The following is a 22307-nucleotide window of genomic DNA, read 5'->3' as shown; positions in this document are numbered from 1 at the left end:
CGTGAGTGGAAATCAGAACTGGCCGGCGTACTGGTCGGCGGAGAAACCGACCATCACCTTGCCATCGTGGGCCAGCACCGGGCGCTTGATCAGCGACGGGCTTTGCTGCATCAGCGCGATCGCGCCGGCTTCCTGCTCGGCGCGGGTCTTGTCGGCGTCCGACAGCGCGCGCCAGGTGGTGCCCTTGCGGTTGAGCAGCGTGGCCAGCGGCACATGCCTGAGCCAGCCGCGCAGCATGGCTTCATCCACGCCCTGCTTCTTGAAGTCGTGGAAGGTGTACGCCACGCCGTTGGCATCCAGCCAGGTGCGGGCTTTCTTGACGGTATCGCAGTTGGGAATGCCGTATAGCAGGACGGTCATGGCTAGTCTTGATGGATTGGATTCAGCGGAACAGCAGGTTCAGCGCGATCACGAGGCCGCCCAGTCCAAGCGCCACGCCGCCCATTGCCACCGCGGTCATCAGGCGCAGGCGGCGGTCCAGCCGTGCGGCTTCCTTGCGCAGCGCGTCGATGGTGATGGCATGTTGCTCGGCCAGCAGCTTGACGGCCTCGGCCTGCTGCACGGCAGCGGCTTCCAGCTCGGCAATGCGGGCCGCGGGATCGCGCGTGTCGGCCACCGCGCCTTCCGGCGTTCCATCCTTGCGCTTGTTCTTCTTCAGTTTCTCGATGGTCTTGTTGGCCTGCTCGAGAATGGTGGGCAGCAGGGAGAGCACGGTACTGACGGTGGTGGGATCCAGGGCCATGAGTCGCTTGCGGAGGGAAGGCATGTTCAGCCTGGCCAGGCGGGGTGACAACGGAAATACTGCCCCGGGGCCGGGCCCGGGGCGGCGCAGCCGTTGCGGGCTGCGCCAGGCGCGGTCAGTCGCCGCGCAGCAGGTCGTTCAGGCTGGTCTTGGCGCGGGTCTGCGCGTCGACCTTCTTCACGATCACGGCGCAGTACAGGCTGTACTTGCCATCCTTGGACGGCAGGTTGCCCGCCACCACCACCGAGCCCGCCGGCACGCGGCCATAGTGGATCTCGCCGGTCTCGCGGTCATAGATCTTGGTCGACTGGCCCAGGTACACGCCCATCGAGATCACCGAGTTTTCTTCCACGATCACGCCTTCGACCACTTCCGAGCGCGCGCCGATAAAGCAGTTGTCTTCGATGATGACCGGGTTGGCCTGCAGCGGCTCCAGCACGCCGCCGATGCCCACGCCGCCCGACAGGTGGACGTTCTTGCCGATCTGCGCGCACGAACCGACCGTGGCCCAGGTGTCGACCATGGTGCCTTCGTCGACGTAGGCGCCGATATTGACGTACGACGGCATCAGCACGGCATTCTTCGCGATAAACGAACCGCGGCGGGCCACGGCCGGCGGCACCACGCGGAAGCCGGCGCGGGCGAAGTCGTCGGCGCTCCAGTTGGCGAACTTGGTCGGCACCTTGTCGTAGAACTGGGCAAAGCCGCCGGCGCTCATCGGCGCGTTGTCTTCCAGGCGGAACGACAGCAGCACGGCCTTCTTGACCCACTGGTTGACGATCCAGTCCTGGCCTTGCTTCTCGGCCACGCGCAGCGCGCCGGAATCCAGCTGGCTGATGACGTTGGCGACGGCCTCGCGGATGTCGTTGGGGGCGGACTTGGGCGACAGGCTGGTGCGGTCTTCCCAGGCCTGGTCGATCAGGGCTTGCAGAGCTTGCGTCATATGCGTTTCTTCAGTGGTTATCGGATAAAGGCGCAGCGGTCAGGCTGCGCCACGGTCATGGGTTGGCGCTCAGCCGAGCGCGCGGCAGAACTCAACGATCCGGCGCGCGCCTTCCAGGCATTCCTCCGGCGTCGCCACCAGCGCCATGCGCACGCGGTTGGCGCCGGGGTTGATGCCGTCGGCTTCGCGCGCCAGGTAGCTGCCGGGCAGCACGGTCACGTTCTGGCCGGCCAGCAGGCGCGCGGCGAATTCGGTATCGGTGAGGCCGGTGCGCGAGACATCCGCCCACAGGTAGAAGCCGGCATCGGGCAGCGCCACGTCCAGCACCTCGGCCAGCATCGGCGTGACTTCGCTGAACTTGCGCACGTAGGCGGCGCGGTTTTCGCGCACATGGGCCTCGTCGTTCCAGGCCGCGATGCTGGCGGACTGCACCGCGGGGTTCATGGCGCCGCCGTGGTAGGTACGGTATAGCAGGAATTTCTTCAGCAGCGCGGCATCGCCGGCCACGAAGCCCGAGCGCAGGCCCGGCACGTTGGAGCGCTTGGACAGGCTGGAGAACATCACCAGCCGTTCAAAGCCGCGGCCGAGCTTGTGCGCGGCTTCCAGCGCACCCAGCGGCGCGCGGCCTTCGTCGAAATAGATCTCTGAGTAGCACTCGTCCGAGGCGATCACGAAGCCGTAGCGGTCCGACAGCGCAAACAGCTGCTTCCAGTCTTCCAGCGACAGCACCGCGCCGGTCGGGTTGCCGGGCGTGCACACGAACAGCAACTGCACGTTCTGCCAGACATCGTCGGCGATGCGGTCGAAGGCCGGAGCGAAGTTGCGCGCCGGGTCACTGTTGGCGAATACCGGGGTGGCGCCGGCCAGCAGCGCCGCGCCTTCATAGATCTGGTAGAACGGGTTGGGGCACAGCACCAGCGCGCCCGGGCGGGTGCCGTCGACCACGGTCTGGGCAAAGGCGAACAGCGCCTCGCGCGAGCCGGTCACCGGCAGAACTTCGGTGGCGGCGTTGACCTTGGGCAGGCCGTAGCGGCGTTCCAGCCAACCGGCGATGCACTGCCGTAGTGCATCGGAACCTGCCGTTGTGGGATAATTCGCCAGCCCCGCGAGCGACTCTGCCAGCGCTTGCTTGATGAATTCAGGCGTCGGATGCTTGGGTTCGCCGATGCCGAAGCTGATGGCTGGCTTGTCGGCAGGCTTTACCTGCGCAAAGAGCGCCCGCAGTTTCTCGAACGGGTAGGGCTGAAGCTGGTCGAGGCGCGGATTCACAGTGTCAGTCGGGGCCGGTTAAAACGACGCATTATAGAGGAACGGCGCGGGTTTCCGTGCGCCGGCCCGGCCCGCGCGGCCGGCCATGGGCACGGATGGCGGGCATCACGCCCTGGTGATGCCGCCGGCGCCGTCCGGACGCCGCCCGCCTGTCACCGGCCGGCGGCCTGGCTCGCCTCGCACGGATTCCCTTATGAGCACAAGTACTGTTGCAGCGCAGCATGCGCCGGCCGACCGCAATGCGGTCAAGGCATCGCTTTCCATCCTGATCGGCGCCTCGGTCTGGGGCATCGCCTGGTTCCCGTACCGCGTGCTGGCGGGCTGGGGCCTGGGCGGCATGCACGCCGCGGCGCTGGTCAGCTCGGTCGCGGCCGTGCTGTCGCTGCTGGCCTTCCGCCGGCACCTGGCCGGCCTGCGCCCGCACTGGCTGTTCGTCGCCATCGGGCTGGCGGCGGGCGTGACCAACGCCGGCTTTGTCTGGGGCAGTGTCAACGGCCATGTGATGCGCGTGCTGTTGCTGTTCTATCTGACCCCGGTCTGGACCGCGCTGTTTGCCCGGCTGTTCCTGGGCGAGCGGCTGTCGGCGGCAGGGCTGTCGCTGGTGGCGCTGGCCCTCTTCGGCGCCGGGCTGATGCTGTGGACGCCTGAGGTCGGCGTGCCGCTGCCAGGCTCTGCCGCGGAATGGTCCGGTCTGATCGGCGGCATGGGCTTTGCCGTCAACAATGTGCTGTCGCGCCGCGCCGGCCAGCGCTTCCCGGACATGGACGCACGGGTGCGCACGGTGGTGGTCTACCTGGGCTGCACGGTGGTGGGGGTGCCGGCCGCGCTGCTGCTGGATGGCCCGTCGGTGACCATCGTCCAGGGCGCGCAGGTGAGCGTGGGCATGCTGGTGCTCGGCCTGGCGGCGGTGCTGGTGGTCAGCAACTCGGTGGTGCAATACGGGCTGCAGCGGCTGCCGGCCAATCGCGTGTCGCTGCTGATGCTGTTCGAAATCGTCATCGCGGCGCTGTCGTCGTGGTGGCTGGCGACCGAGGTGCTGAGCTGGAAGGAAGCGGCCGGCGGCCTGTGCATTATCGCCGCCGGCGCCTTGTCGGGGCTGGTGCACCGCAGCCGCGCGCCGGCGCCGGCCGCCGCAGGTGCCGAGGCAGCAGCATGTCACTGAACCGGTGCGCGGCTCAGTGCAGCATGACCCGCGACACCACTGCCACCAGCGGCGCTCGCACCGCGCGCTCCAGGCCGCGGTGCAAGTGCAGCGGCCGCAGCAGCATCTTCACGGTCATTTCGATGGGGATGTTGCGCCGGATCACGCCGGACACGCGCGTATTGAGCGCGCGCACCTCGGCTTCCGGCACCGCTTCCACGCCGCGCTCCATGCGCAGCACGTTTCGCAGCGCGATTGCGGTATCCTCGTTCTTGATCTCCAGCAGCCGGCGCGCCAGCGCACCCAGCACCCGCAGCCGGCCTAGCCGCTCAGATTCGGCGAAGCGGTTGAAGAAGTGATAGAAGTGCTTGTAGTGCCGCACTTCGTCGTTGGAGATGCGCCGCGTCAGGTCGCGCAGCACCGGTTCGTCGCTGGCCTGTTCCAGCGCGCGGTAGTAGGCGGCGGTGCCGGTTTCCACCACGCAGCGGGCTGCCATTTCCAGGCCCTCGGTCGGCTCGAACTGGTCGATCGAGCAGGTCTTGCTGTACTCGTCGAAGAAGCGTGCATAGCCGCGCTCCCAGTCGAATTCCGGCCAGACATGCTCGACATAGCGCCGCAGCGCCAGCCCGTGCTGCAGTTCCTCGGCTTCCCAGCGCTCGGAAAGCCAGTCGGCGGCGTCGGGCACACGGGCGTAATAGGTGGCAAGGTTGCCGGCGTAGGTGTCGGACCCGCTCTCGATGAACGAGGCTGACACCAGCAGGTAGAACAGGTCGCGGTCGCCGCGTACGCGTTTCACGTCGATCGCCTGGTAGTTGATGTCGCTGACAGACCACGGCCGGGCGGCCGCTGACGGTTCACTCATGCTCTGTCCTCCTGGTTGGTCACGGGCTGCGAGGGGCGCGTTCATGGGTGCGCGACCCCCCGGAGGGCATCCGGGGTCACGCCGACAGATGAAAGACTAGCATTTACCCTAATTAGTTTCCCGAACGATTGGCCGCCACGGACGGCTGACAGCGCCCGCGGCACCTGTCAAAGTGCATGCGGAATCGCTTGTAAGGGGCGGAACAGCAAGGGAAATCGGTCATGGGATATGACGCCGGGGCGACTGCCAAACGGGCCGGCGAAGGCATCTGCGATGGTATGATTAGCCCCAATTCTCGGGCCCGAGGGGTATTTTGAGGTGCTGGCGTCACGCCGCGCCGGCTCCCGCGCAGCCCGGCTTTCTGAACAGTGCAATAGCCCCGATACCAGGCCGACCCCGGTTCCCATACCGGAGTGGCCGATACCACACGAGAAACCGTGCGACTATCCTCGATCAAGCTGGCGGGCTTCAAGTCATTTGTCGATCCCACCAATTTTCAAGTGCCCGGCCAGCTGGTCGGCATCGTAGGTCCCAACGGCTGCGGCAAATCGAACATCATCGATGCGGTGCGCTGGGTGCTGGGTGAGTCACGTGCGTCAGAGCTGCGTGGCGAATCCATGCAGGACGTCATCTTCAACGGCTCCACCGCGCGCAAGCAGGCCGGCCGGGCGAGTGTCGAACTGGTGTTCGACAATGCCGAGGGCCGCGCTGCCGGCCAGTGGAGCCAGTACGCCGAAGTCGCGGTCAAGCGCGTGCTGACCCGCGACGGCACTTCGTCCTACTACATCAACAACCAGCCGGTGCGCCGGCGCGACATCCAGGACATCTTCCTGGGCACGGGCCTGGGGCCCCGCGCCTACGCCATCATCGGGCAGGGCATGATCTCGCGCATCATCGAGGCCAAGCCCGATGACATGCGCATCTTCCTGGAAGAGGCCGCGGGCGTGTCCAAGTACAAGGAACGCCGCCGCGAGACCGAAAACCGCCTGTCCGATACGCGCGAGAACCTGACCCGCGTTGAGGACATCCTGCGCGAACTCGGCAGCAACCTCGAGAAACTGGAAGGCCAGGCCGAGGTGGCGCAGCGCTTCAAGACGCTGCACGCAGATGGCGAAGAAAAGCAGCACCTGCTGTGGCTGCTGCGCAAGCGCGAGGCCCAGCAAGAGCAGGAACGCCACCAGCGTGCCATCGAGCAGGCCCAGATCGACCTGGAGGCGCAGACCGCGCAGCTGCGCCATGTCGAAGCCGAGCTCGAAACCATGCGCGCCGCGCACTACGCGGCGTCCGATGGCATGCACGCCGCGCAGGGCAAGCTGTATGAGGCCAATGCCGAAGTCAGCAAGCTGGAAGCCGAGATCCGCTACGTGGTCGAATCGCGCAACCGTGTGCAGGCCCAGATCGCCGCGCTGACCGGACAGCGCGAGCAGTGGCAGGGCAAGGCCGAACAGGCCACCGACGAACTCGCGCAGGCCGAAGAAAACCTGGCCGTGGCCGAAGGCCGCACGGTCGAGGCGCAGGAAGCCGTCGCCCACAAGAACGACGAGCTGCCGACGCTGGAAGCGCAATGGCGCGACGCCCAGCAACTGCTCAACGAGCAGCGCACCGGCATCATGCAAGCTGAGCAGGCCCTGAAGCTCGAAGCCGCGCAGCAGCGCAGCGCCGACCAGATGCTGCAGCAGCTGGAACAGCGCCGCGAACGCCTGTCGGCAGAAGAAAAGGGCCTGGACCGCCCCGACGAGACCCGCCTTGAGCAGGCCCGCGCCGAGCTGGCCGAGCAGGAAGCGCTGGTCGAGGAAGCCCAGGCCGTGCTGGCCGACGCCGAAGAGAGCGTGCCGCGCCTGGACGAAGCGCGCCGCGCCGCGCAGGCGCGCGTGCACAGCGAAGCCGCCGCCATTGCCACGCTGGAAGCGCGCCTGTCGGCGCTGCGCCAGCTGCAGGAGAACGTGCAGACCGACGGCAAGGTGCAGCCGTGGCTGGCCCGGCATGAGCTGGCCGAGCTGCCGCGCCTGTGGAAGAAGGTCCATATCGAGCCGGGCTGGGAAAACGCGCTCGAATCCGTGCTGCGCGAGAAGCTGGCCGCGCTGGAAGTGTCGAACCTGGACTGGGTCAAGGCCTTCCTGTCCGACGCGCCGCCGGCCAAGCTGGCGTTTTACTCGCCGCCGGCCGCCGCCCGCCCGCTGGAAACGCCTGCCGGCCTGCGCCCGCTGATGTCGCTGGTGCAGATCACCGAGCCCGGCATCCGCGCCGTGATGCAGGACTGGCTGGCCGATGTCTATGTCGCCACCGACATGGCGCAGGCGCTGGCCGCGCGCAACACGCTGCCGGATGGCGCGTCGTTCGTGGTGGCCGAGGGCCATCTGGTGGGCCGCAACGCCATCCAGATCTACGCCGCCGATTCCGAGCAGGCCGGCATGCTGGCACGCGAGCAGGAAATCGAAAACCTGCAGAAGCAGGCGCGCGCGCAGCTGCTGCTGTCCGACGAAGCCAAGACCCAGGCGGTGCGTGCCGAAGCGGCCTACACCCAGGCCAGCCAGGGGCTGGGCGATGCCCGCGCGCGCGCCGAGCAGGCTACCCGCCGCGTGCACGCGTTGCAGATGGATGTGCTCAAGCTGTCGCAGGCGATGGAACGCTATTCCGCCCGCAGCGGCCAGATCCGCGAGGAACTGGACGAGATCCACGCGCAGATCGAAGAGCAGCGCGCCATCCGCGCCGAATCCGAAGCCAGCTTCGAGCAGCACGACGCCGCGCTGGCCGAGATGCAGGCCACGCATGAAGACCAGCAGATGGCCTTCGAGGCGCTGGACAGCAAGCTTTCGGGCGCGCGCCACCAGCTGCGCGACTTCGAGCGCGCCGCACAGGAAGCCCTCTTTGCCGAGCGCAACCTGACCAGCCGCATCGACGAGCTGCGCCGCAATATCCAGGTGGCCGCCGACCAGGCCGAACGCATTGCCGAATCCCTGGAAAACGCCCGCGCCGAGCTGGAGACCATCAACGAGCAGACCGCGCACACCGGCTTGCAGGAAGCGCTGGAGCGCCGCGCCGAGAAGGAAGAAAAGCTCACCATCGCGCGCACCGAGCTGGATGCGCTGTCGGCACAGCTGCGCCAGTTCGACGAACAGCGCCTGGCCGCCGAACGCAGCCTGCAGCCGCTGCGCGACCGCATCACTGAACTGCAGCTCAAGGAACAGGCCGCGCGCCTGAATCAGGAGCAATTCAGCGAGCAGCTGACCACGGCCGAGGTGGACGAGGCCGCGCTGGCCGACAAGCTGACCGGCGACCTGAAGCCGTCGTACCTGCAGGGCGAAGTCACGCGCATCAACAACGCCATCAACGCGCTGGGTCCGGTCAACATGGCCGCGCTCGACGAGCTGGCCGCGGCGCGCGAGCGCAAGACCTTCCTCGATGCGCAGTCGGCCGACCTGAACGACGCCATCAATACGCTGGAAGACGCGATCGCCAAGATCGACCAGGAAACCCGCGCGCTGCTGCAGGGCACCTTCGATCAGGTCAACCATCATTTCGGCGAGCTGTTCCCGTCGCTGTTCGGCGGCGGCCAGGCGCGCCTGATCATGACCGGCGAGGAGATCCTCGACGCCGGCGTGCAGGTGATGGCGCAACCCCCGGGCAAGAAGAACTCGACCATCCACCTGCTGTCGGGCGGCGAGAAGGCGCTGACCGCGATCGCGCTGGTGTTTGCCATGTTCCAGCTCAACCCGGCACCGTTCTGCCTGCTGGACGAGGTGGACGCGCCGCTGGACGACGCCAACACCGAACGCTACGCCAATATGGTGGCGCGCATGTCGGACAAGACTCAATTCGTTTTCATCTCACATAACAAGATTGCCATGGAAATGGCTCATCAACTCATTGGCGTGACCATGCAGGAGCAGGGCGTTTCGCGTATCGTGGCCGTGGATATGGACGCGGCGGTTTCGATGGCGGAGGCAGCATGAAACTGAACATGGACCTGCAGACCGCGCTGATCGTCGCGGGCCTGGTTTTCGTGGTACTGGTGTTCGGCTACAACCAGTGGCAGATCCGCAAGGCGCGCCGCCCGCGCGAGCTCAGCCCTGAAGACGACCTGCCGCCGATGCGCGAGCCGGTGGTCGGCCAGAGCACCGCGCCGGAAACCGCCGCGCACCTGCACGAAGCCGCTGCCGAGCAGGCACCGCGGCGTGAGCCGACGCTATCCCCGGCGCCGGCCATGGCCGGTGCCGCGGTGGCGACGGACAACAACCACGCGGCTGCGGCCGCCGCGGCCGCCGCAAGCACCGCGGACGCCGACGAAGTCGTCGCCGAGGAAGTGTCCGTCGCGGCCGCCGCGAGGCATGCCGAGGCCGCCGAGGACGAGGCCGAAGCCGAGGCTACTCCGGCCCCGGTTCCCGCGCCGGCTCCGGCCCCGGTGGCCGCCGTGCCCGATGGCCAGCCCACGCCGGCCTTGATCGATCCGCTGATCGACTGCATCGTGCCCCTGCACCTGGAGCGCAAGGCCTCCGGTGACCGCATCCTGCCGCTGACCGGCCGGCTGCGCCGCGCCGGCACCAAGCAGGTCCATATCGAAGGCCTGCGCACCGAAGCCAATGCATGGGAGCCGGTCACCGCCGGCCACCAGTACGAAGACCTGCAGGTCGGCGTGCAGCTGGCCAACCGCGGCGGTCCGCTCAACGCGCTGGAGTTCTCGGAATTCATCACCGCGGTGGAGTCGCTGGCCGAGTCGCTCGATGCCTCGGCCGACCTGCCTGACATGAGCGAGACCGTCGCCAATGCGCGCGAGCTGGATGGCTTTGCCGCCGGCTGCGATGTGCAGCTCGGCGTCAACGTGATCTCGGATGGCGCGCCGTGGTCGGCGGCGTACGTGCAGAACGTGGCCACGCAGGACGGGCTGGTGCTGTCGCGCGATGGCACCCGCTTTATCCGCTACCAGGCCAACGCCGAGGGCGTGCAGCGTCCGCTGTTCACGCTGCAGTTCGGCGACACCAACTTCTTGCGCGACGACCTGACCGTCAAGGCCGGCCGCCAGATCACGCTGCTGCTCGACGTGCCGGTGGCCGACCAGGCCGCCAGGCCGTTCAAGACCGTGTGCGAGTACGGCCACACGCTGGCCCAGCGCATGGGCGCGCAACTGGTCGACGACAATATGCGGCCGCTGACCGAGGCCTCGTTCGTCGCGATCTTCAGCCAGCTTGACACGCTGTACAACAAGCTGGAGGCGCGCGGCATGCCGGCCGGGTCGTTGGTGGCGCTGCGCCTGTTCAGCATCTAGCCGGAGCCTGTCATGACCGCAACACACCGCGGCGCGCAGGCAGATGCCTCCGCGCCCGTCGGCGCCTTGCCGCCCGAAGCTGCCGCCAGGCGCGTGGCCTGGCTGCGCGACGAGCTGGACCGCCACAACTACCAGTACTACGTGCTGGACGCGCCTACCATTCCCGACGCCGAGTACGACTCGCTGTTCAGCGAACTGCAGGCGCTGGAGCTTGAGCATCCCGAACTGCAGACGCCGGACTCGCCCACCCAGCGCGTGGGCGGCGAGCCGTTGTCGGCCTTCGACTCGGTGCGCCACCGCGTGCCGATGCTGTCGCTCAACAACGGCTTCGCCGACGACGACGTGCTGAACTTCGACCGCCGCTGCGCGCAGGGCCTGGGCCGCAGCGCGCCCGCCGCCGGCGAGCAGGACCTGTTCAGTGCCGCCGACGCGGTCGAGTACGCCTGCGAGCTGAAGTTCGACGGCCTGGCCATGTCGCTGCGCTATGAGGATGGCCGCCTGGTGCAGGCCGCCACCCGCGGCGACGGCGAGACCGGCGAGGACGTCACCATCAACGTGCGCACCATCAAGGCAATCCCGCTGAAGCTGCGCGGCCAGGCGCCCGCGGTGCTGGAAGTGCGCGGCGAGGTCTTCATGTTCCGCCGCGACTTCGACAAGCTCAACCAGCGCCAGGCCGAGGCCGGCGAGAAGACCTTCGTCAACCCGCGCAACGCCGCCGCGGGTAGCCTGCGCCAGCTCGATCCGCGCATCACCGCCAAGCGGCCGCTGTCATTCTTCGCCTATGGCCTGGGCGAGCTGCAGGGCGTGGACCGTCCGCCCACCCACAGCGCCATGCTCGACGGCTTTGCCGCGTTGGGCCTGCCAGTGTGCAAGGACCGCGCGGTGGTGAAGGGCGCGCAGGGCCTGCTGGATTTCTACCGCGATATCGGCCAGCGCCGCGACGCGCTGCCGTATGACATCGACGGTGTGGTCTACAAGGTCAACGCACTGGCCGAGCAGGAGCGCCTGGGCTTTGTCTCGCGTGCGCCGCGCTTTGCGCTGGCGCACAAGTTCCCGGCGCAGGAAATGACCACCATCGTCGAAGACATCGAAGTGCAGGTCGGCCGCACCGGCGCGATCACGCCGGTGGCGCGGCTCAAGCCCGTCTTCGTCGGCGGCGTGACCGTGACCAATGCCACGCTGCACAACGAGGACGAGATCCGCCGCAAGGACGTGCATATCGGCGACACCGTGATCGTGCGCCGCGCCGGCGACGTGATCCCGGAAGTGGTCGGCGTGGTGACCGAGCGCCGCCCCGCCGACGCGCGCGCCTTCGTGATGCCGACCGCCTGCCCGGTGTGCGGCTCGCATATCGAGAAGCTCGAGGACGAAGCCATCGCGCGCTGCACCGGCGGCCTGATCTGCGCCGCGCAGCGCAAGCAGTCGCTGCTGCATTTCGCACAGCGGCGCGCCATGGATATTGAAGGCCTGGGCGACAAGCTGGTCGAGCAACTGGTCGACCAGGGCATCGTGCGCACGCCGGCGGACCTGTTCAAGCTGGGCGTGGCCAAGCTGGCCGCGCTGGAACGCATGGCCGACAAGTCGGCGGCCAACCTGGTGGCGGCGATCGAGACATCGCGCGAGACCACCATGAACCGCTTTATCTTCGCGCTGGGCATCCGCCATGTGGGCGAAGCCACCGCCAAGGACCTGGCCAGGCATTTCGGCAAGCTGGATGCGCTGATGGCAGCCGACGAAGCCGCGCTGCTGGAAGTGAACGACGTCGGCCCGGTGGTGGCGCAGTCGATCGCGCACTTCTTTGCCGAGCCGCACAACGTCGAGGTCATCGAACAACTGCGCGCCGCAGGCGTACACTGGACAGAAAGCGAGCCGGCGGCGAAGGCCCCGGCGCCGCTGTCGGGCAAGACTTTCGTGCTGACCGGCACGCTGCCCACCATGTCGCGCGAGGACGCCAAGGACCTGCTGGAAGCCGCTGGCGCCAAGGTAGCGGGTTCGGTATCGAAGAAGACCGACTATGTGGTTGCAGGCGCCGAGGCAGGCAGCAAGCTCGACAAGGCCGAGGCGCTGGGTGTGCCGGTGCTGGACGAGGCCGGCATGCTGGCGTTGCTGGCAGAGGCCGGCGCCGCGCCGGCACAGCAATAACCGGGGAAACAACTATGATCCGCGAGATTCTCAAGATGGGCGATCCGCGCCTGCTGCAGGTGGCGCGGCCGGTCGAACGCTTCAATACGCCGGAGCTGCGCACGCTGATCGAAGACATGTTCGACACCATGGACCACGCCAACGGCGCCGGCCTGGCCGCGCCGCAGATCGGCGTGGACCTGCAGGTGGTGATCTTTGGCTTCGACCGCAACCCGCGCTATCCGGACGCGCCTACCGTGCCCAAGACGGTGCTGATCAACCCGGGGCTGGAATTGCAGTCCGACGAGATGGAGGACGGCTGGGAAGGCTGCCTGTCAGTGCCCGGCCTGCGCGGCGTGGTGCCGCGCCACCTGCGGCTGAAGTACAGCGGCTACGACCTGATGGGCAACCGCATCGAACGCGTGGCCGAAGGCTTCCATGCGCGGGTGGTGCAGCATGAGTGCGACCACTTGCAGGGGATCCTGTATCCGATGCGGATCAAGGATTTCAGGCAGTTTGGGTTTACGGAGGTGTTATTTCCGGATTTGCCGCCGAATAGTGACGATTGACGAGCTGTGCGGCGCGGTATCGATACCGCGCAAGGCGCAAAAAAACCGGTCCTGGGGACCGGTTTTTTGTGTCGGCAAATTCCGGAATCAGAACTTCTCAAACTGCCCCAGGAACCGCCACTTGCCCGGCGGCAAATCCCCCAGCACCACGCGTCCCATGCGCACGCGCTTGAGGCCGACCACCTGCAGCCCGACCTGTTCGCACATGCGGCGGATCTGGCGCTTGCGGCCCTCGCGCAGCACGAAGCGCAACTGCTCCTCGTTCTGCCAGCTGACCTTGGCCGGCTTGAGCGGCACGCCATCCAGCGACAGCCCGTGGCGCAGCAGCTCGAGATCATCGGCCGGGAATTCCGCGCTGATATTGCGCTCGACCACGCCCTGCGGCGAGTGCCAGACCACACGCACCAGGTATTCCTTCTCGACGGTCGAATCCTCGCCGATCAGCGCGCGCGCGACGCGGCCGTCCTGCGTCAGCACCAGCAGGCCCGTTGAGTCGATATCAAGTCGGCCGGCGGGTGCCAGGCTCTTGCGTTGCCACGGGGCAAAGCGCTTGCGCGTGGGGTCGCCTTCCCACTGGTTCTCGGGGGCGAACAGCACCGCGGCCGGCTCGTAGCCGTCCTCGGCCTGGCCGGAGACGTAGCCTACCGGCTTGTTCAGCAGCACCGTGACACGCTCGCCTTGTTCGGAGCGCGCTTCCTGCATGATCTCGATCTCGGCGTCGGGGCGGATGCGGCTGCCCAGTTCGGTCACGGGCTTGCCGTCGACCAGCACCCAGCCGTGCGGGATCCATTCGTCGGCTTCGCGGCGCGAGCACAGGCCCAGTTCGGACATGCGCTTGGACAGGCGCACCAGGCCGTCGTCGTGGCTGGACTCGGCGCGGGCGGGCGCGGGCTTTTCCTGGCGCGCGGCCGGTGCCTGCTGGCGTGCCGGGCCGGCGGTGCGGATGCGGTCGGCGGCGTCGCTGAAGCGGCGCGCCGGCGCGGTGCCTTCGCGGCGGCGCTCGCCCGAGGGCGCGGGACGCGGGCGCTTGTCGTCGTCGCCATAGCGGCGCGGACGCGAGTCGGCGCCTTCGAAGCGGCGGGGGCGGTTCTCGTCATCGCCATAACGGCGCGGACGCGAGTCGGTGGCTTCGAAACGGCGGGGACGGTTCTCGTTATCGCCAACGCGGCGCGGACGCGAGTCGGTGCCTTCGAACCGGCGCGGACGGTTGTTGTCCTCGCCAGCACGGCGCGGCGGACGCGCTTCGCCGCCTTCGAAACGGCGCGGACGTGCCTCGCCGCGATCATCGCCTGTGCGGCGGGGGCGGTTGTCGTCGTCGCCGAAGCGGCGCGGCGGGCGCGCTTCGCCGCCTTCAAAACGGCGCGGACGTGCCTCGCCGCGATCGTCGCCCATGCGGCGGGGGCGGTTGTCGTCGTCGCCAAAACGGCGCGGCGGGCGCGCTTCGGCGCCTTCAAAGCTGCGCGGGCGTGCCTCGCCACGGTCATCGCCCGTGCGGCGCGGGCGATTGTCGTCGTCGCCAAAACGGCGCGGCGGGCGCGCTTCGCCGCCTTCGAAACGGCGCGGACGTGCCTCGCCCCGGTCGTCGCCATAACGGCGGGGACGGCTTTCGTCATCGCCGAAGCGGCGCGGACGCGCCTCGCCACCTTCCGGGCGGCGCGGGCGTGCCTGGCGTTCGCCGTCAGCGGGACGCGGCGCGCGGGGCTTGCGCGGTTGGGCTGCGCCGGCCTGCGGTTCGCCCTGGGCCGGACGGCCGCCGGTCTTGCCGCCGGCGCGCTCCTGGGCGCGCTTGATGCCTTCGGAGACGGCTTGCACGCGCTTGCGGTTCAGGTCGGACACGCGCACGGGGCGGGTGCCGGTCTTGCGCGCGGCCGTGCCGGTGTCGCTGGCGGCCTTGATACCTAGCGTCTTGCGCTTCGGCGAATTGCTGTCGGTCATATGTTGATGCTGCCCGCCCGCCTCAGATGGCGAGGGCGGCGAGCAAGTCCTGTTCAAGCTGAATCTGCAATCGGTTGTCGGCGGCCAGGCGGCTGCCGTCGACCAGGAACACGTCTTCGACGCGTTCGCCCAGGGTGTTGATGCGTGCCGTGTGGACGGATACGCGATGCCGTGCCAGTACGCGGGCGATGGCGTACAGCAGGCCGGTGCGGTCGTTGGCGGACAGCGACAGCAGGTAATACTGGCCGCGCTCGTCCGGGCGCAGGTCGACGCGCGGCTTGATCGGGAAGCTGCGCGACTGGCGCGACAGCCGTCCCTGCGCGGGTTCGGGCAGTGCGCCTTGCAGGCGCAGCCGCTCGCACAGTTCGTGCTCGACCAGCGCGATGATGTCGCGGTAGCTGCCGCCGTCGCCGGCCATGCCGGGGTCGGTGACCTGGAACGTGTCCAGCGCGTAGCCGTGGCGCGTGGTGTGGATCTTGGCGTCCTGGATCGAGAACGCCTTGCGCTCGAAGTAGCCGCAGATGCGCGCGAACAGGTCGGGCTGGTCCTTGACGTAGACCGCCACCTGCAGGCCTTCGCCGGCGGGGGAGACGCGTGCCTTGACCACCGGCGTGGGGCTGTCCACCTTGTTGTACAGGTGGCGCGTGAGCCAGGCGATATCGTGCGAATCGTGGCGCAGGAAGAAGGCCACGTCGAGCTGCGCCCACAGGGACTTGCCCAGCGCCGGGTCGAAGGCCTTCAGGCGCAGCTCGGAGATGGTGTCCTCCTTGCGCTGCGACCACAGCGAATGTGAGTCCACGCGCGCGCCGCCCAGCACGCGCAGCGTGATGTGGTACAGGTCTTCCAGCAGCTTGCCCTTCCACGCGTTCCATACCTTGGGGCTGGTGCCGCGGATGTCGGCCACGGTCAGCAGGTAGAGCGCGGTCAGGTAGCGTTCGCTGCCGACCACGCGGGCAAAGGCGTGGATCACGTCGGGATCGGTCAGGTCCTGCTTCTGCGCCACGTGGCTCATGGTCAGGTGGTGCTCGACCAGCCAGCAGATCAGGTCGGCGTCTTCGCGCGCAATGCCGTGCTGCTTGCAGAAGCGGCGCGCATCTACGGTGCCTAGCGTTGAGTGGTCGCCGCCGCGGCCCTTGGCGATGTCGTGGAACAGCGCTGCCACCCACAGCACCCACGGCTTGTCGAAGCTGGCCATCAGCTGGCTGCAGAACGGGAACTCGTGGGTGTGCTCGACGATGGCGAAGCGGCGCATGTTGCGCACCACCATCAGGATGTGCTGGTCCACGGTGTAGACGTGGAACAGGTCGTGCTGCATCTGGCCGACGATGCGCCGGAAGTTGATCAGGTAGCGGCCCAGCACGCTGGTCTGGTTCATCAGGCGCAGCGCGTGGGTGATGCCCTGCGGCTCCTGCATGATGGCCAGGAACAGGCGGCGGTTTTCCGGATCGTTGCGCCAGCCCGCGTTCATCACGGTGCGTGCGTTGTACAGCCCGCGCAGCGTGCGCGGCGACAGGCCTTTCACGCCGGGCGTGCGCTGGTATAGCAGGAAAGTTTCCAGGATCGCGTGCGGGTCGCGTTCATAGACGTCGTCGCTGGTGATCTCCAGCATGCCCTGGCGCTCGACAAAGCGCTCGTTGAGCACGCGCGTCACCTGAGACTCGCTCGGGAACAGCATCGCCTCGATGTTCAGCAGCAGCACGCTGTTGAGCTGCGTGACCGCCTTGGCCGCCCAGTAGTAGCGGCGCATCAGTTGTTCGCTGGCGCGCTTGTTGGTGGTCTGGCGATAGCCGAAGGACTCCGCCAGCGCGGTCTGCAGGTCGAATACCAGCACGTCCTGGCGCCGGCCAGCCACCAGGTGCAGGCGCGCGCGGATCGTCTTGAGCAGGCGCTCGTTGCGCGCCAGCTCCTGCGCTTCGCGCTGTGTCAGCAGGCCGCGCTCGAACAGTTCTTTCCAGCTGTCGCCCAGGCCCGCCGCCTTGGTCATCCACAGGATCACCTGCAGGTCGCGCAGGCCGCCCGGGCTTTCCTTGCAGTTGGGCTCGAGCGCGTAGGGCGTGTCCTGGTATTTGGCGTGGCGCTGGCGCATTTCCAGCAGCTTGGCCTGGAAGAACGCGGCCGGGTCCAGGTCGGCGAGGTAGCGCGTACGCATCGACTCGAACAGCTTGCGGCTGCCGGTCAACAGCCGCGCTTCCAGTAGCGAGGTCTGGATAGTGACGTCCTGGCGCGACTCGCGGATGCAATCGCCCACCGTGCGCACCGAAGAGCCGATCTCCAGCCCAAGGTCCCAGCACAGGCCGATAAAACGCTCCAGGCGCCCGGTGGTGTCCTGGTCGGGCTCGGCGGGCAGCAACAGCAGCACGTCGACGTCGGAGTATGGCAGCAGCTCGCCGCGGCCATAGCCGCCCACCGCCACCAGCGCTGCGCCGGCGGGCATTCCGAGGCCGCGCCAGGCTTCCACCAGCGCGGCGTCGACGGCGCGGCGCAGCCGCGTGATCAGCGTGCCGACATTGGCGCTGGCGTTGAAGTCGGCAAACAGCGCCTGCTTGTCGGCTTTGAGCTTGTCGCGCACGCGCGCGGCAAGCAGCAGTTCCGGCGTGGTGTCCATGGAGATGGCAGGCTCGAGGAGCGGGTTGGTGGGCACGGCTGGAAAAAGAAAGGCGCCCGGTCAGGCGCCCCTGGCTACAGTGCGGCCTCAGGCCGCGACGGAATCGGTGATAAAGGCCGGCGGGGCCGGGGTCCCGGCGGATACCGTCAGGACCTCGTAGCCGGTTTCCGTGACCAGCACGGTGTGCTCCCACTGCGCCGACAGGCTGCGGTCGCGGGTCTTGACCGTCCACTGGTCGGGCATGGTGCGGATATCGCGCTTGCCGGCGTTGATCATCGGCTCCACGGTGAAGATCATGCCGGCCTTGATCTCGGCGCCGGTGCCCGGGCGGCCGTAGTGCAGGATCTGCGGGTCTTCGTGGAAGTTCTTGCCGATGCCATGGCCGCAGTACTCGCGCACCACGCTGTAGCCGGCGGCTTCGGCGTGCACCTGGATGGCGTGGCCGATGTCGCCTAGGCGGGCGCCGTGGCGAACCTGCGCGATACCCTTCCACATGCATTCATAGGTCACTTGCGCCAGGCGCTTGGCCAGGATCGAGCCCTCGCCGGCGATGAACATGCGGCTGGTGTCGCCGTAGTAGCCTTCCTTGGTGATGACGGTGATGTCCAGGTTGATGGCATCGCCGCCCTTGAGCACCCGGTCGCCCGGGATGCCGTGGCAGATCACGTCGTTGACCGAGGTGCAGATCGCGCCGGGGAAGGGCGGGTAGCCGGGCGGGGCGTAGTTCAGTGGCGCCGGCACGGTGCCTTGCACGTCACGCATATAGGCGTGGCACAGGCGATCCAGCTCGCCGGTGGTAACGCCCGGCTGGACAAAGGGCGTGATGTAGTCGAGGACTTCGGAGGCAAGGCGGCAAGCCACGCGCATCTGGGCGATGTCTTCGGCGGTGTTCAGGTAAATGCTCATGCTGCGTCGCCAGAAAGTGATGGCGAGGCCACTGGCCGCGCCGGAATCGAAAGATCAATGTGGGATTATCGCACCATCGGGACCAGATCGCAGCCTGTGTGCGGCCGTCCTGGGCTGAGTCCACAGGCCGTCAGGGCACCGGGCGGCTTGAGCGGGCCGCACTTTTATTGCTACAATAGCGGGCTGACTTGGTTGCGGCGCAGCATTGCGCGCGCCAGGCTCGGAATTTTGCAGGATATTCCTGCCGTTGTTTGAAATCGCTGGCCCGCCTATCCGGGGTGTTCCTTTTCAGGAATGTCGGGGCGGGCTTCAGACCTAACCCTTTGGAGATTTACATGTCCGTTACCATGCGCGAAATGCTGGAAGCCGGTTGCCACTTCGGCCACCAGACCCGCTTCTGGAACCCGAAGATGGCCCCCTTCATCTTCGGCCATCGCAACAAGATCCACATCATCAACCTCGAAAAGACGTTGCCGATGTTCCAGGACGCAATGAAGTACGTGCGTCAGCTGGCAGCCAATCGCGGCACCGTCCTTTTCGTGGGCACCAAGCGCCAGTCGCGCGAAATCCTGGCTGAAGAAGCTGGCCGTGCCGGCATGCCCTACGTCGACGCCCGCTGGCTCGGCGGCATGCTGACCAACTTCAAGACGGTCAAGATCTCGATCAAGCGCCTGAAGGACATGGAAGCCGCCAAGGAAGCCGGCGCGCTGGAAACCATGAGCAAGAAGGAAGCGCTGATGTTCGAGCGCGAGATGCTGAAGCTGGAAAAGTCGATCGGCGGCATCAAGGACATGGGCGGCGTGCCGGACGCGATCTTCGTGGTCGACGTCGGCTACCACAAGATTGCCGTGACCGAAGCCAACAAGCTGGGCGTGCCGGTGATCGGCGTGGTTGACACCAACCACTCGCCGGAAGGCATCGACTACGTGATCCCGGGCAACGACGACTCGAGCAAGGCCGTGGCCCTGTACGTGCGCGGCGTGGCTGACGCGATCCTGGAAGGCCGTGCCAACGCCGTGCAGGAAGTGGTCGAGGCCGCGCGCGGCGGCGACGACGAATTCGTCGAAGTGCAGGAAGGCTGATTGCCCGCCGCCTGATTGCCGGAAAGGAACCCGCTAGCGCGCATCGTCACCGCACGACAGACAGGCAACGCTTGCGGCCCGTCACCACGGGCTGCGCGCAAGGCGAAAGCCGGGGTACGCCGGCAGCCGGGCAAGAAGGGCAATAAAAAAGGGGGCACATCTGGCGCCCCCTTTTTTTGAATTTGAATTGTTGTCATCCGCCGCAGGCAGTATCTGCCGCGGGTGTGCTGTAGACCCACCGACCGGGTGCCGCAGGCGACTGCCGGCAGCCGGCGTGAACCATTCAAGGAGTGACAAATGGCGGCAATTACCGCAAGCATGGTTGCAGAACTGCGCGCGAAGACCGACGCGCCGATGATGGAATGCAAGAAGGCCCTGACCGAGGCCGACGGCGACCTGGACAAGGCCGAAGAGCTGCTGCGCGTCAAGCTGGGCAACAAGGCCAGCAAGGCCGCGTCGCGCGTGACCGCTGAAGGCGTGGTCGCATCGTTCATCGACGGCACCACCGGCGTGCTGGTCGAACTGAACTGCGAGACCGATTTCGTCTCCAAGAATGACGACTTCCTGGCTTTCTCGGCCAAGGTTGCCGAACTGATCGCCAAGCAGAACCCGGCCGACGTGGCCGCCCTGTCGGCGCTGGAAATCGACGGCGTGAGCGTTGAAGCCACCCGCACGGCCCTGATCGGCAAGATCGGCGAGAACCTGACGGTCCGCCGCTTTGCCCGCTACGCCAACGGCGGCAAGCTGGTTTCGTACCTGCACGGCACCCGCATCGGCGTGATGGTCGAGTTCGATGGCGACGAAGCCGCCGCCAAGGACGTGGCCATGCACGTGGCCGCCATGAAGCCGGTGTCGCTGTCCGCCGAGCAGGTCCCCGCCGACCTGATCGCCAAGGAGCGCAGCATTGCCGAGCAGAAGGCTGCCGAGTCGGGCAAGCCGGCCGAAATCGTCGCCAAGATGGTCGAGGGTTCGGTGCAGAAGTACCTGAAGGAAGTCTCGCTGTTCAACCAGCCGTTCGTGAAGAACGACAAGCAGACGGTTGAGCAGATGCTGAAGGCCGCCAACACGACCGTCAAGGGCTTCACGCTCTATGTCGTGGGCGAAGGCATCGAGAAGAAGCAGGACGACTTCGCCGCTGAAGTGGCCGCCCAGGTGGCCGCTGCCCAGAAGGGCTGATGTCCGGGGCGCCGCGGATGGCCCAGCTGGGCCGGTCCGGGCGCCTATAATGCCGCAGGGGCGCCGCAAGGTGCCCCTCTGCATAAGTAGTGCCGCGCGGCCCATGTCGCGTTGCACTGCAGCAGTCAGTTTTCGTGGTGGTCCGTCCGTACTGGCCGGGGCACCCCGAAAACCGGCTTTCTTCCGCCGTCGGCGCGACGACCCGCGCCGACGGTGCCAAAAACAATACATCTCAAGATCGTCTCAACCGAGCGATTTGCTCCTGTCCGAGGGTGAACATGCCAGCCTACAAGCGCGTCCTTCTGAAACTGTCCGGTGAGGCCCTGATGGGTGACGATGCCTTCGGCATCAACCGCTCCACCATCGAGGCGATGGTGAACGACATTGCCGAGATCGTGAAGCTCGGCGTGCAGGTCGCGGTGGTCATCGGCGGCGGCAACATCTTCCGCGGCGTCGCCGGCGGTGCCGCCGGCATGGACCGCGCCACGGCTGACTACATGGGCATGCTGGCCACCATGATGAACGCCCTGGCGCTGCAGGACGCAATGCGCCACGCCAATATCGAAGGCCGCGTGCAATCCGCGCTGCGCATGGACCAGGTGGTTGAGCCCTATATCCGCCCGCGCGCAATCCGCCAGCTGGAAGAGGGCAAGGTGGTGATCTTCGCCGCCGGCACCGGCAACCCCTTCTTTACCACCGACACCGCGGCCGCGCTGCGCGGCGCGGAGATCGGGGCTGAAATCGTGCTGAAGGCCACCAAGGTCGATGGCGTGTATACCGCCGACCCGAAGAAGGACCCCAGCGCCACGCGCTACACCACCATCACCTTCGACGAGGCCATCTCCCGCAACCTGCAGGTGATGGACGCCACCGCCTTCGCGCTGTGCCGTGACCAGAAGCTGCCGATCAAGGTGTTCTCGATCGTCAAGCCGGGCGCGCTCAAGCGGGTGATCTTGGGCGAGGACGAGGGTACCCTGGTGCACGTGTGAATCCGGCGCCGGATGCCGCGCTGCAACGCTGGTGTCCGGCCGGGCTAAGAGTAGAATGATTCATTTCCGATCCCCGCCAGGGGATCATGGTTGGCTGATTTCCGGAGGTAAAAATGAGCGTCGCCGACACAAAGAAGAGCGTCGAGCAAAAAATGCAGAAGTCGATCGAAGCCTTCAAGGCCGATCTGGCGAAGATCCGCACCGGCCGTGCCCACACCGGCCTGCTCGACCACGTTCAGGTGGATTACTACGGCTCGATGGTGCCGATCAGCCAGGTCGCGGCGATCGGCCTGGCCGATGCGCGTACCATCACGGTGCAGCCCTGGGAAAAGAAGATGGTAGGCGCGGTCGAGAAGGCCATCCGCGACTGCGACCTGGGCCTGAACCCGGCCACCATGGGTGAAGTGATCCGCGTGCCGATGCCCGCACTGACCGAGGAGCGCCGCAAGGAGCTGACCAAGGTCGTCAAGGGCGAGGCCGAGGGCGCCAAGATTGCCGTGCGCAACCTGCGCCGCGATGCCAACGAGCAGTTCAAGAAGCTGGTCAAGGACAAGACCATCTCCGAGGACGACGAGCGCCGCGGCCAGGACGAAGTGCAGAAGCTGACCGACAAATTCGTGGCCGAGATCGACAAGATGGTCGCCGAGAAAGAGAAGGAGATCATGACGGTCTGACCCCGTCCCGGCATGGCCGGGGCAGTCAAC

Annotated in this window: 17 protein-coding genes; 9 read left to right on the top strand and 8 right to left on the bottom strand. The window is 67.1% G+C overall.

The features are described 5' to 3' along the window. Positions 1-12 precede the first annotated feature (12 nt). The 4 genes from A3A5_RS0107245 to dapC all read right to left on the bottom strand — a co-directional run bounded on the left by A3A5_RS0107245 (position 13) and on the right by dapC (position 2954). Positions 13-360, bottom strand: a complete 348-nt coding sequence (locus A3A5_RS0107245; RefSeq protein WP_018309941.1) for an ArsC family reductase — start codon at positions 358-360, stop codon at positions 13-15. Positions 361-382: 22 nt separating this feature from the next. Next, a complete protein-coding gene (locus A3A5_RS0107240; RefSeq protein ID WP_011615476.1) occupies positions 383-766 on the bottom strand; it encodes a hypothetical protein in 384 nt (127 codons plus the stop codon). A 91-nt stretch (positions 767-857) separates the two neighbouring features. Next, the gene (gene dapD, locus A3A5_RS0107235; protein WP_018309940.1) at positions 858-1685 is read right to left on the bottom strand and encodes a 2,3,4,5-tetrahydropyridine-2,6-dicarboxylate N-succinyltransferase; all 828 of its coding nucleotides are present in this window, start codon (positions 1683-1685) and stop codon (positions 858-860) included. 69 nt (positions 1686-1754) lie between these two features. Beyond that, positions 1755-2954 carry a succinyldiaminopimelate transaminase gene (dapC, locus tag A3A5_RS0107230; RefSeq protein WP_018309939.1) on the bottom strand — a complete coding sequence of 400 codons (1200 nt, stop codon included), beginning with the start codon at positions 2952-2954 and terminating at the stop codon, positions 1755-1757. Between the two features lie 193 nt (positions 2955-3147). Between dapC and A3A5_RS0107225 the strand changes: the two genes are divergently transcribed. Next, the gene (locus A3A5_RS0107225; RefSeq protein ID WP_018309938.1) at positions 3148-4116 is read left to right on the top strand and encodes a DMT family transporter; all 969 of its coding nucleotides are present in this window, start codon (positions 3148-3150) and stop codon (positions 4114-4116) included. A gap of 13 nt (positions 4117-4129) precedes the next feature. Here A3A5_RS0107225 and A3A5_RS0107220 read toward each other — a convergent pair whose 3' ends face one another. Beyond that, positions 4130-4957 carry a ferritin gene (locus A3A5_RS0107220; protein ID WP_018309937.1) on the bottom strand — a complete coding sequence of 276 codons (828 nt, stop codon included), beginning with the start codon at positions 4955-4957 and terminating at the stop codon, positions 4130-4132. Between the two features lie 437 nt (positions 4958-5394). Between A3A5_RS0107220 and smc the strand changes: the two genes are divergently transcribed. Genes smc through def form a run of 4 tightly spaced genes read left to right on the top strand, consistent with a single transcriptional unit; the run spans position 5395 to position 12910 of the window. Then, positions 5395-8910 (top strand): chromosome segregation protein SMC, encoded by a 3516-nt coding sequence (gene smc, locus A3A5_RS0107215; RefSeq protein WP_018309936.1) that lies wholly within the window; start codon positions 5395-5397, stop codon positions 8908-8910. Then, the gene (locus tag A3A5_RS0107210) at positions 8907-10220 is read left to right on the top strand and encodes a cell division protein ZipA C-terminal FtsZ-binding domain-containing protein (RefSeq protein WP_018309935.1); all 1314 of its coding nucleotides are present in this window, start codon (positions 8907-8909) and stop codon (positions 10218-10220) included. Before smc ends, A3A5_RS0107210 begins: the two co-directional genes overlap by 4 nt. Before the next feature lie 12 nt (positions 10221-10232). Next, the gene (ligA, locus tag A3A5_RS0107205) at positions 10233-12362 is read left to right on the top strand and encodes an NAD-dependent DNA ligase LigA (RefSeq protein WP_018309934.1); all 2130 of its coding nucleotides are present in this window, start codon (positions 10233-10235) and stop codon (positions 12360-12362) included. A gap of 14 nt (positions 12363-12376) precedes the next feature. Then, positions 12377-12910 (top strand): peptide deformylase, encoded by a 534-nt coding sequence (gene def, locus A3A5_RS0107200; RefSeq protein ID WP_018309933.1) that lies wholly within the window; start codon positions 12377-12379, stop codon positions 12908-12910. Positions 12911-12997: 87 nt separating this feature from the next. On the opposite strand, the gene A3A5_RS0107195 is transcribed toward def, so the two are convergent. The 3 genes from A3A5_RS0107195 to map all read right to left on the bottom strand — a co-directional run bounded on the left by A3A5_RS0107195 (position 12998) and on the right by map (position 18356). After that, on the bottom strand, positions 12998-14845 hold the full coding sequence (locus A3A5_RS0107195; protein WP_018309932.1) for a pseudouridine synthase: 1848 nt from the start codon (positions 14843-14845) through the stop codon (positions 12998-13000). A gap of 22 nt (positions 14846-14867) precedes the next feature. Then, entirely contained in the window at positions 14868-17450 is a 2583-nt protein-coding gene (locus A3A5_RS0107190) for a [protein-PII] uridylyltransferase (RefSeq protein WP_018309931.1), read from the bottom strand. A gap of 87 nt (positions 17451-17537) precedes the next feature. After that, positions 17538-18356, bottom strand: a complete 819-nt coding sequence (map, locus tag A3A5_RS0107185) for a type I methionyl aminopeptidase (protein WP_018309930.1) — start codon at positions 18354-18356, stop codon at positions 17538-17540. Positions 18357-18691: 335 nt separating this feature from the next. On the opposite strand from map, the gene rpsB reads away from it, so the two are divergent. The 4 genes from rpsB to frr all read left to right on the top strand — a co-directional run bounded on the left by rpsB (position 18692) and on the right by frr (position 22277). Continuing rightward, positions 18692-19438, top strand: coding sequence for a 30S ribosomal protein S2 (rpsB, locus tag A3A5_RS0107180; protein WP_018309929.1), 747 nt, complete (start codon positions 18692-18694; stop codon positions 19436-19438). A 297-nt stretch (positions 19439-19735) separates the two neighbouring features. Beyond that, positions 19736-20614: a translation elongation factor Ts gene (tsf, locus tag A3A5_RS0107175; protein WP_018309928.1), complete on the top strand. Its 879-nt coding sequence runs from the start codon at positions 19736-19738 to the stop codon at positions 20612-20614. A 278-nt stretch (positions 20615-20892) separates the two neighbouring features. Then, complete coding sequence (gene pyrH, locus A3A5_RS0107170) at positions 20893-21603, top strand: UMP kinase (RefSeq protein WP_026200542.1); 711 nt, start codon at positions 20893-20895, stop codon at positions 21601-21603. Between the two features lie 113 nt (positions 21604-21716). Then, the gene (gene frr / locus A3A5_RS0107165) at positions 21717-22277 is read left to right on the top strand and encodes a ribosome recycling factor (protein WP_018309926.1); all 561 of its coding nucleotides are present in this window, start codon (positions 21717-21719) and stop codon (positions 22275-22277) included. The last annotated feature ends 30 nt before the right edge of the window (positions 22278-22307 follow it).

The sequence above is a fragment of the Cupriavidus sp. UYPR2.512 genome, from assembly GCF_000379565.1.
In the GTDB taxonomy this organism is placed as follows: Bacteria; Pseudomonadota; Gammaproteobacteria; order Burkholderiales; family Burkholderiaceae; genus Cupriavidus.
The sequence above is the reverse complement of the archived record's forward strand: the minus strand, read 5'-3'. Positions and strand labels throughout refer to the sequence as shown.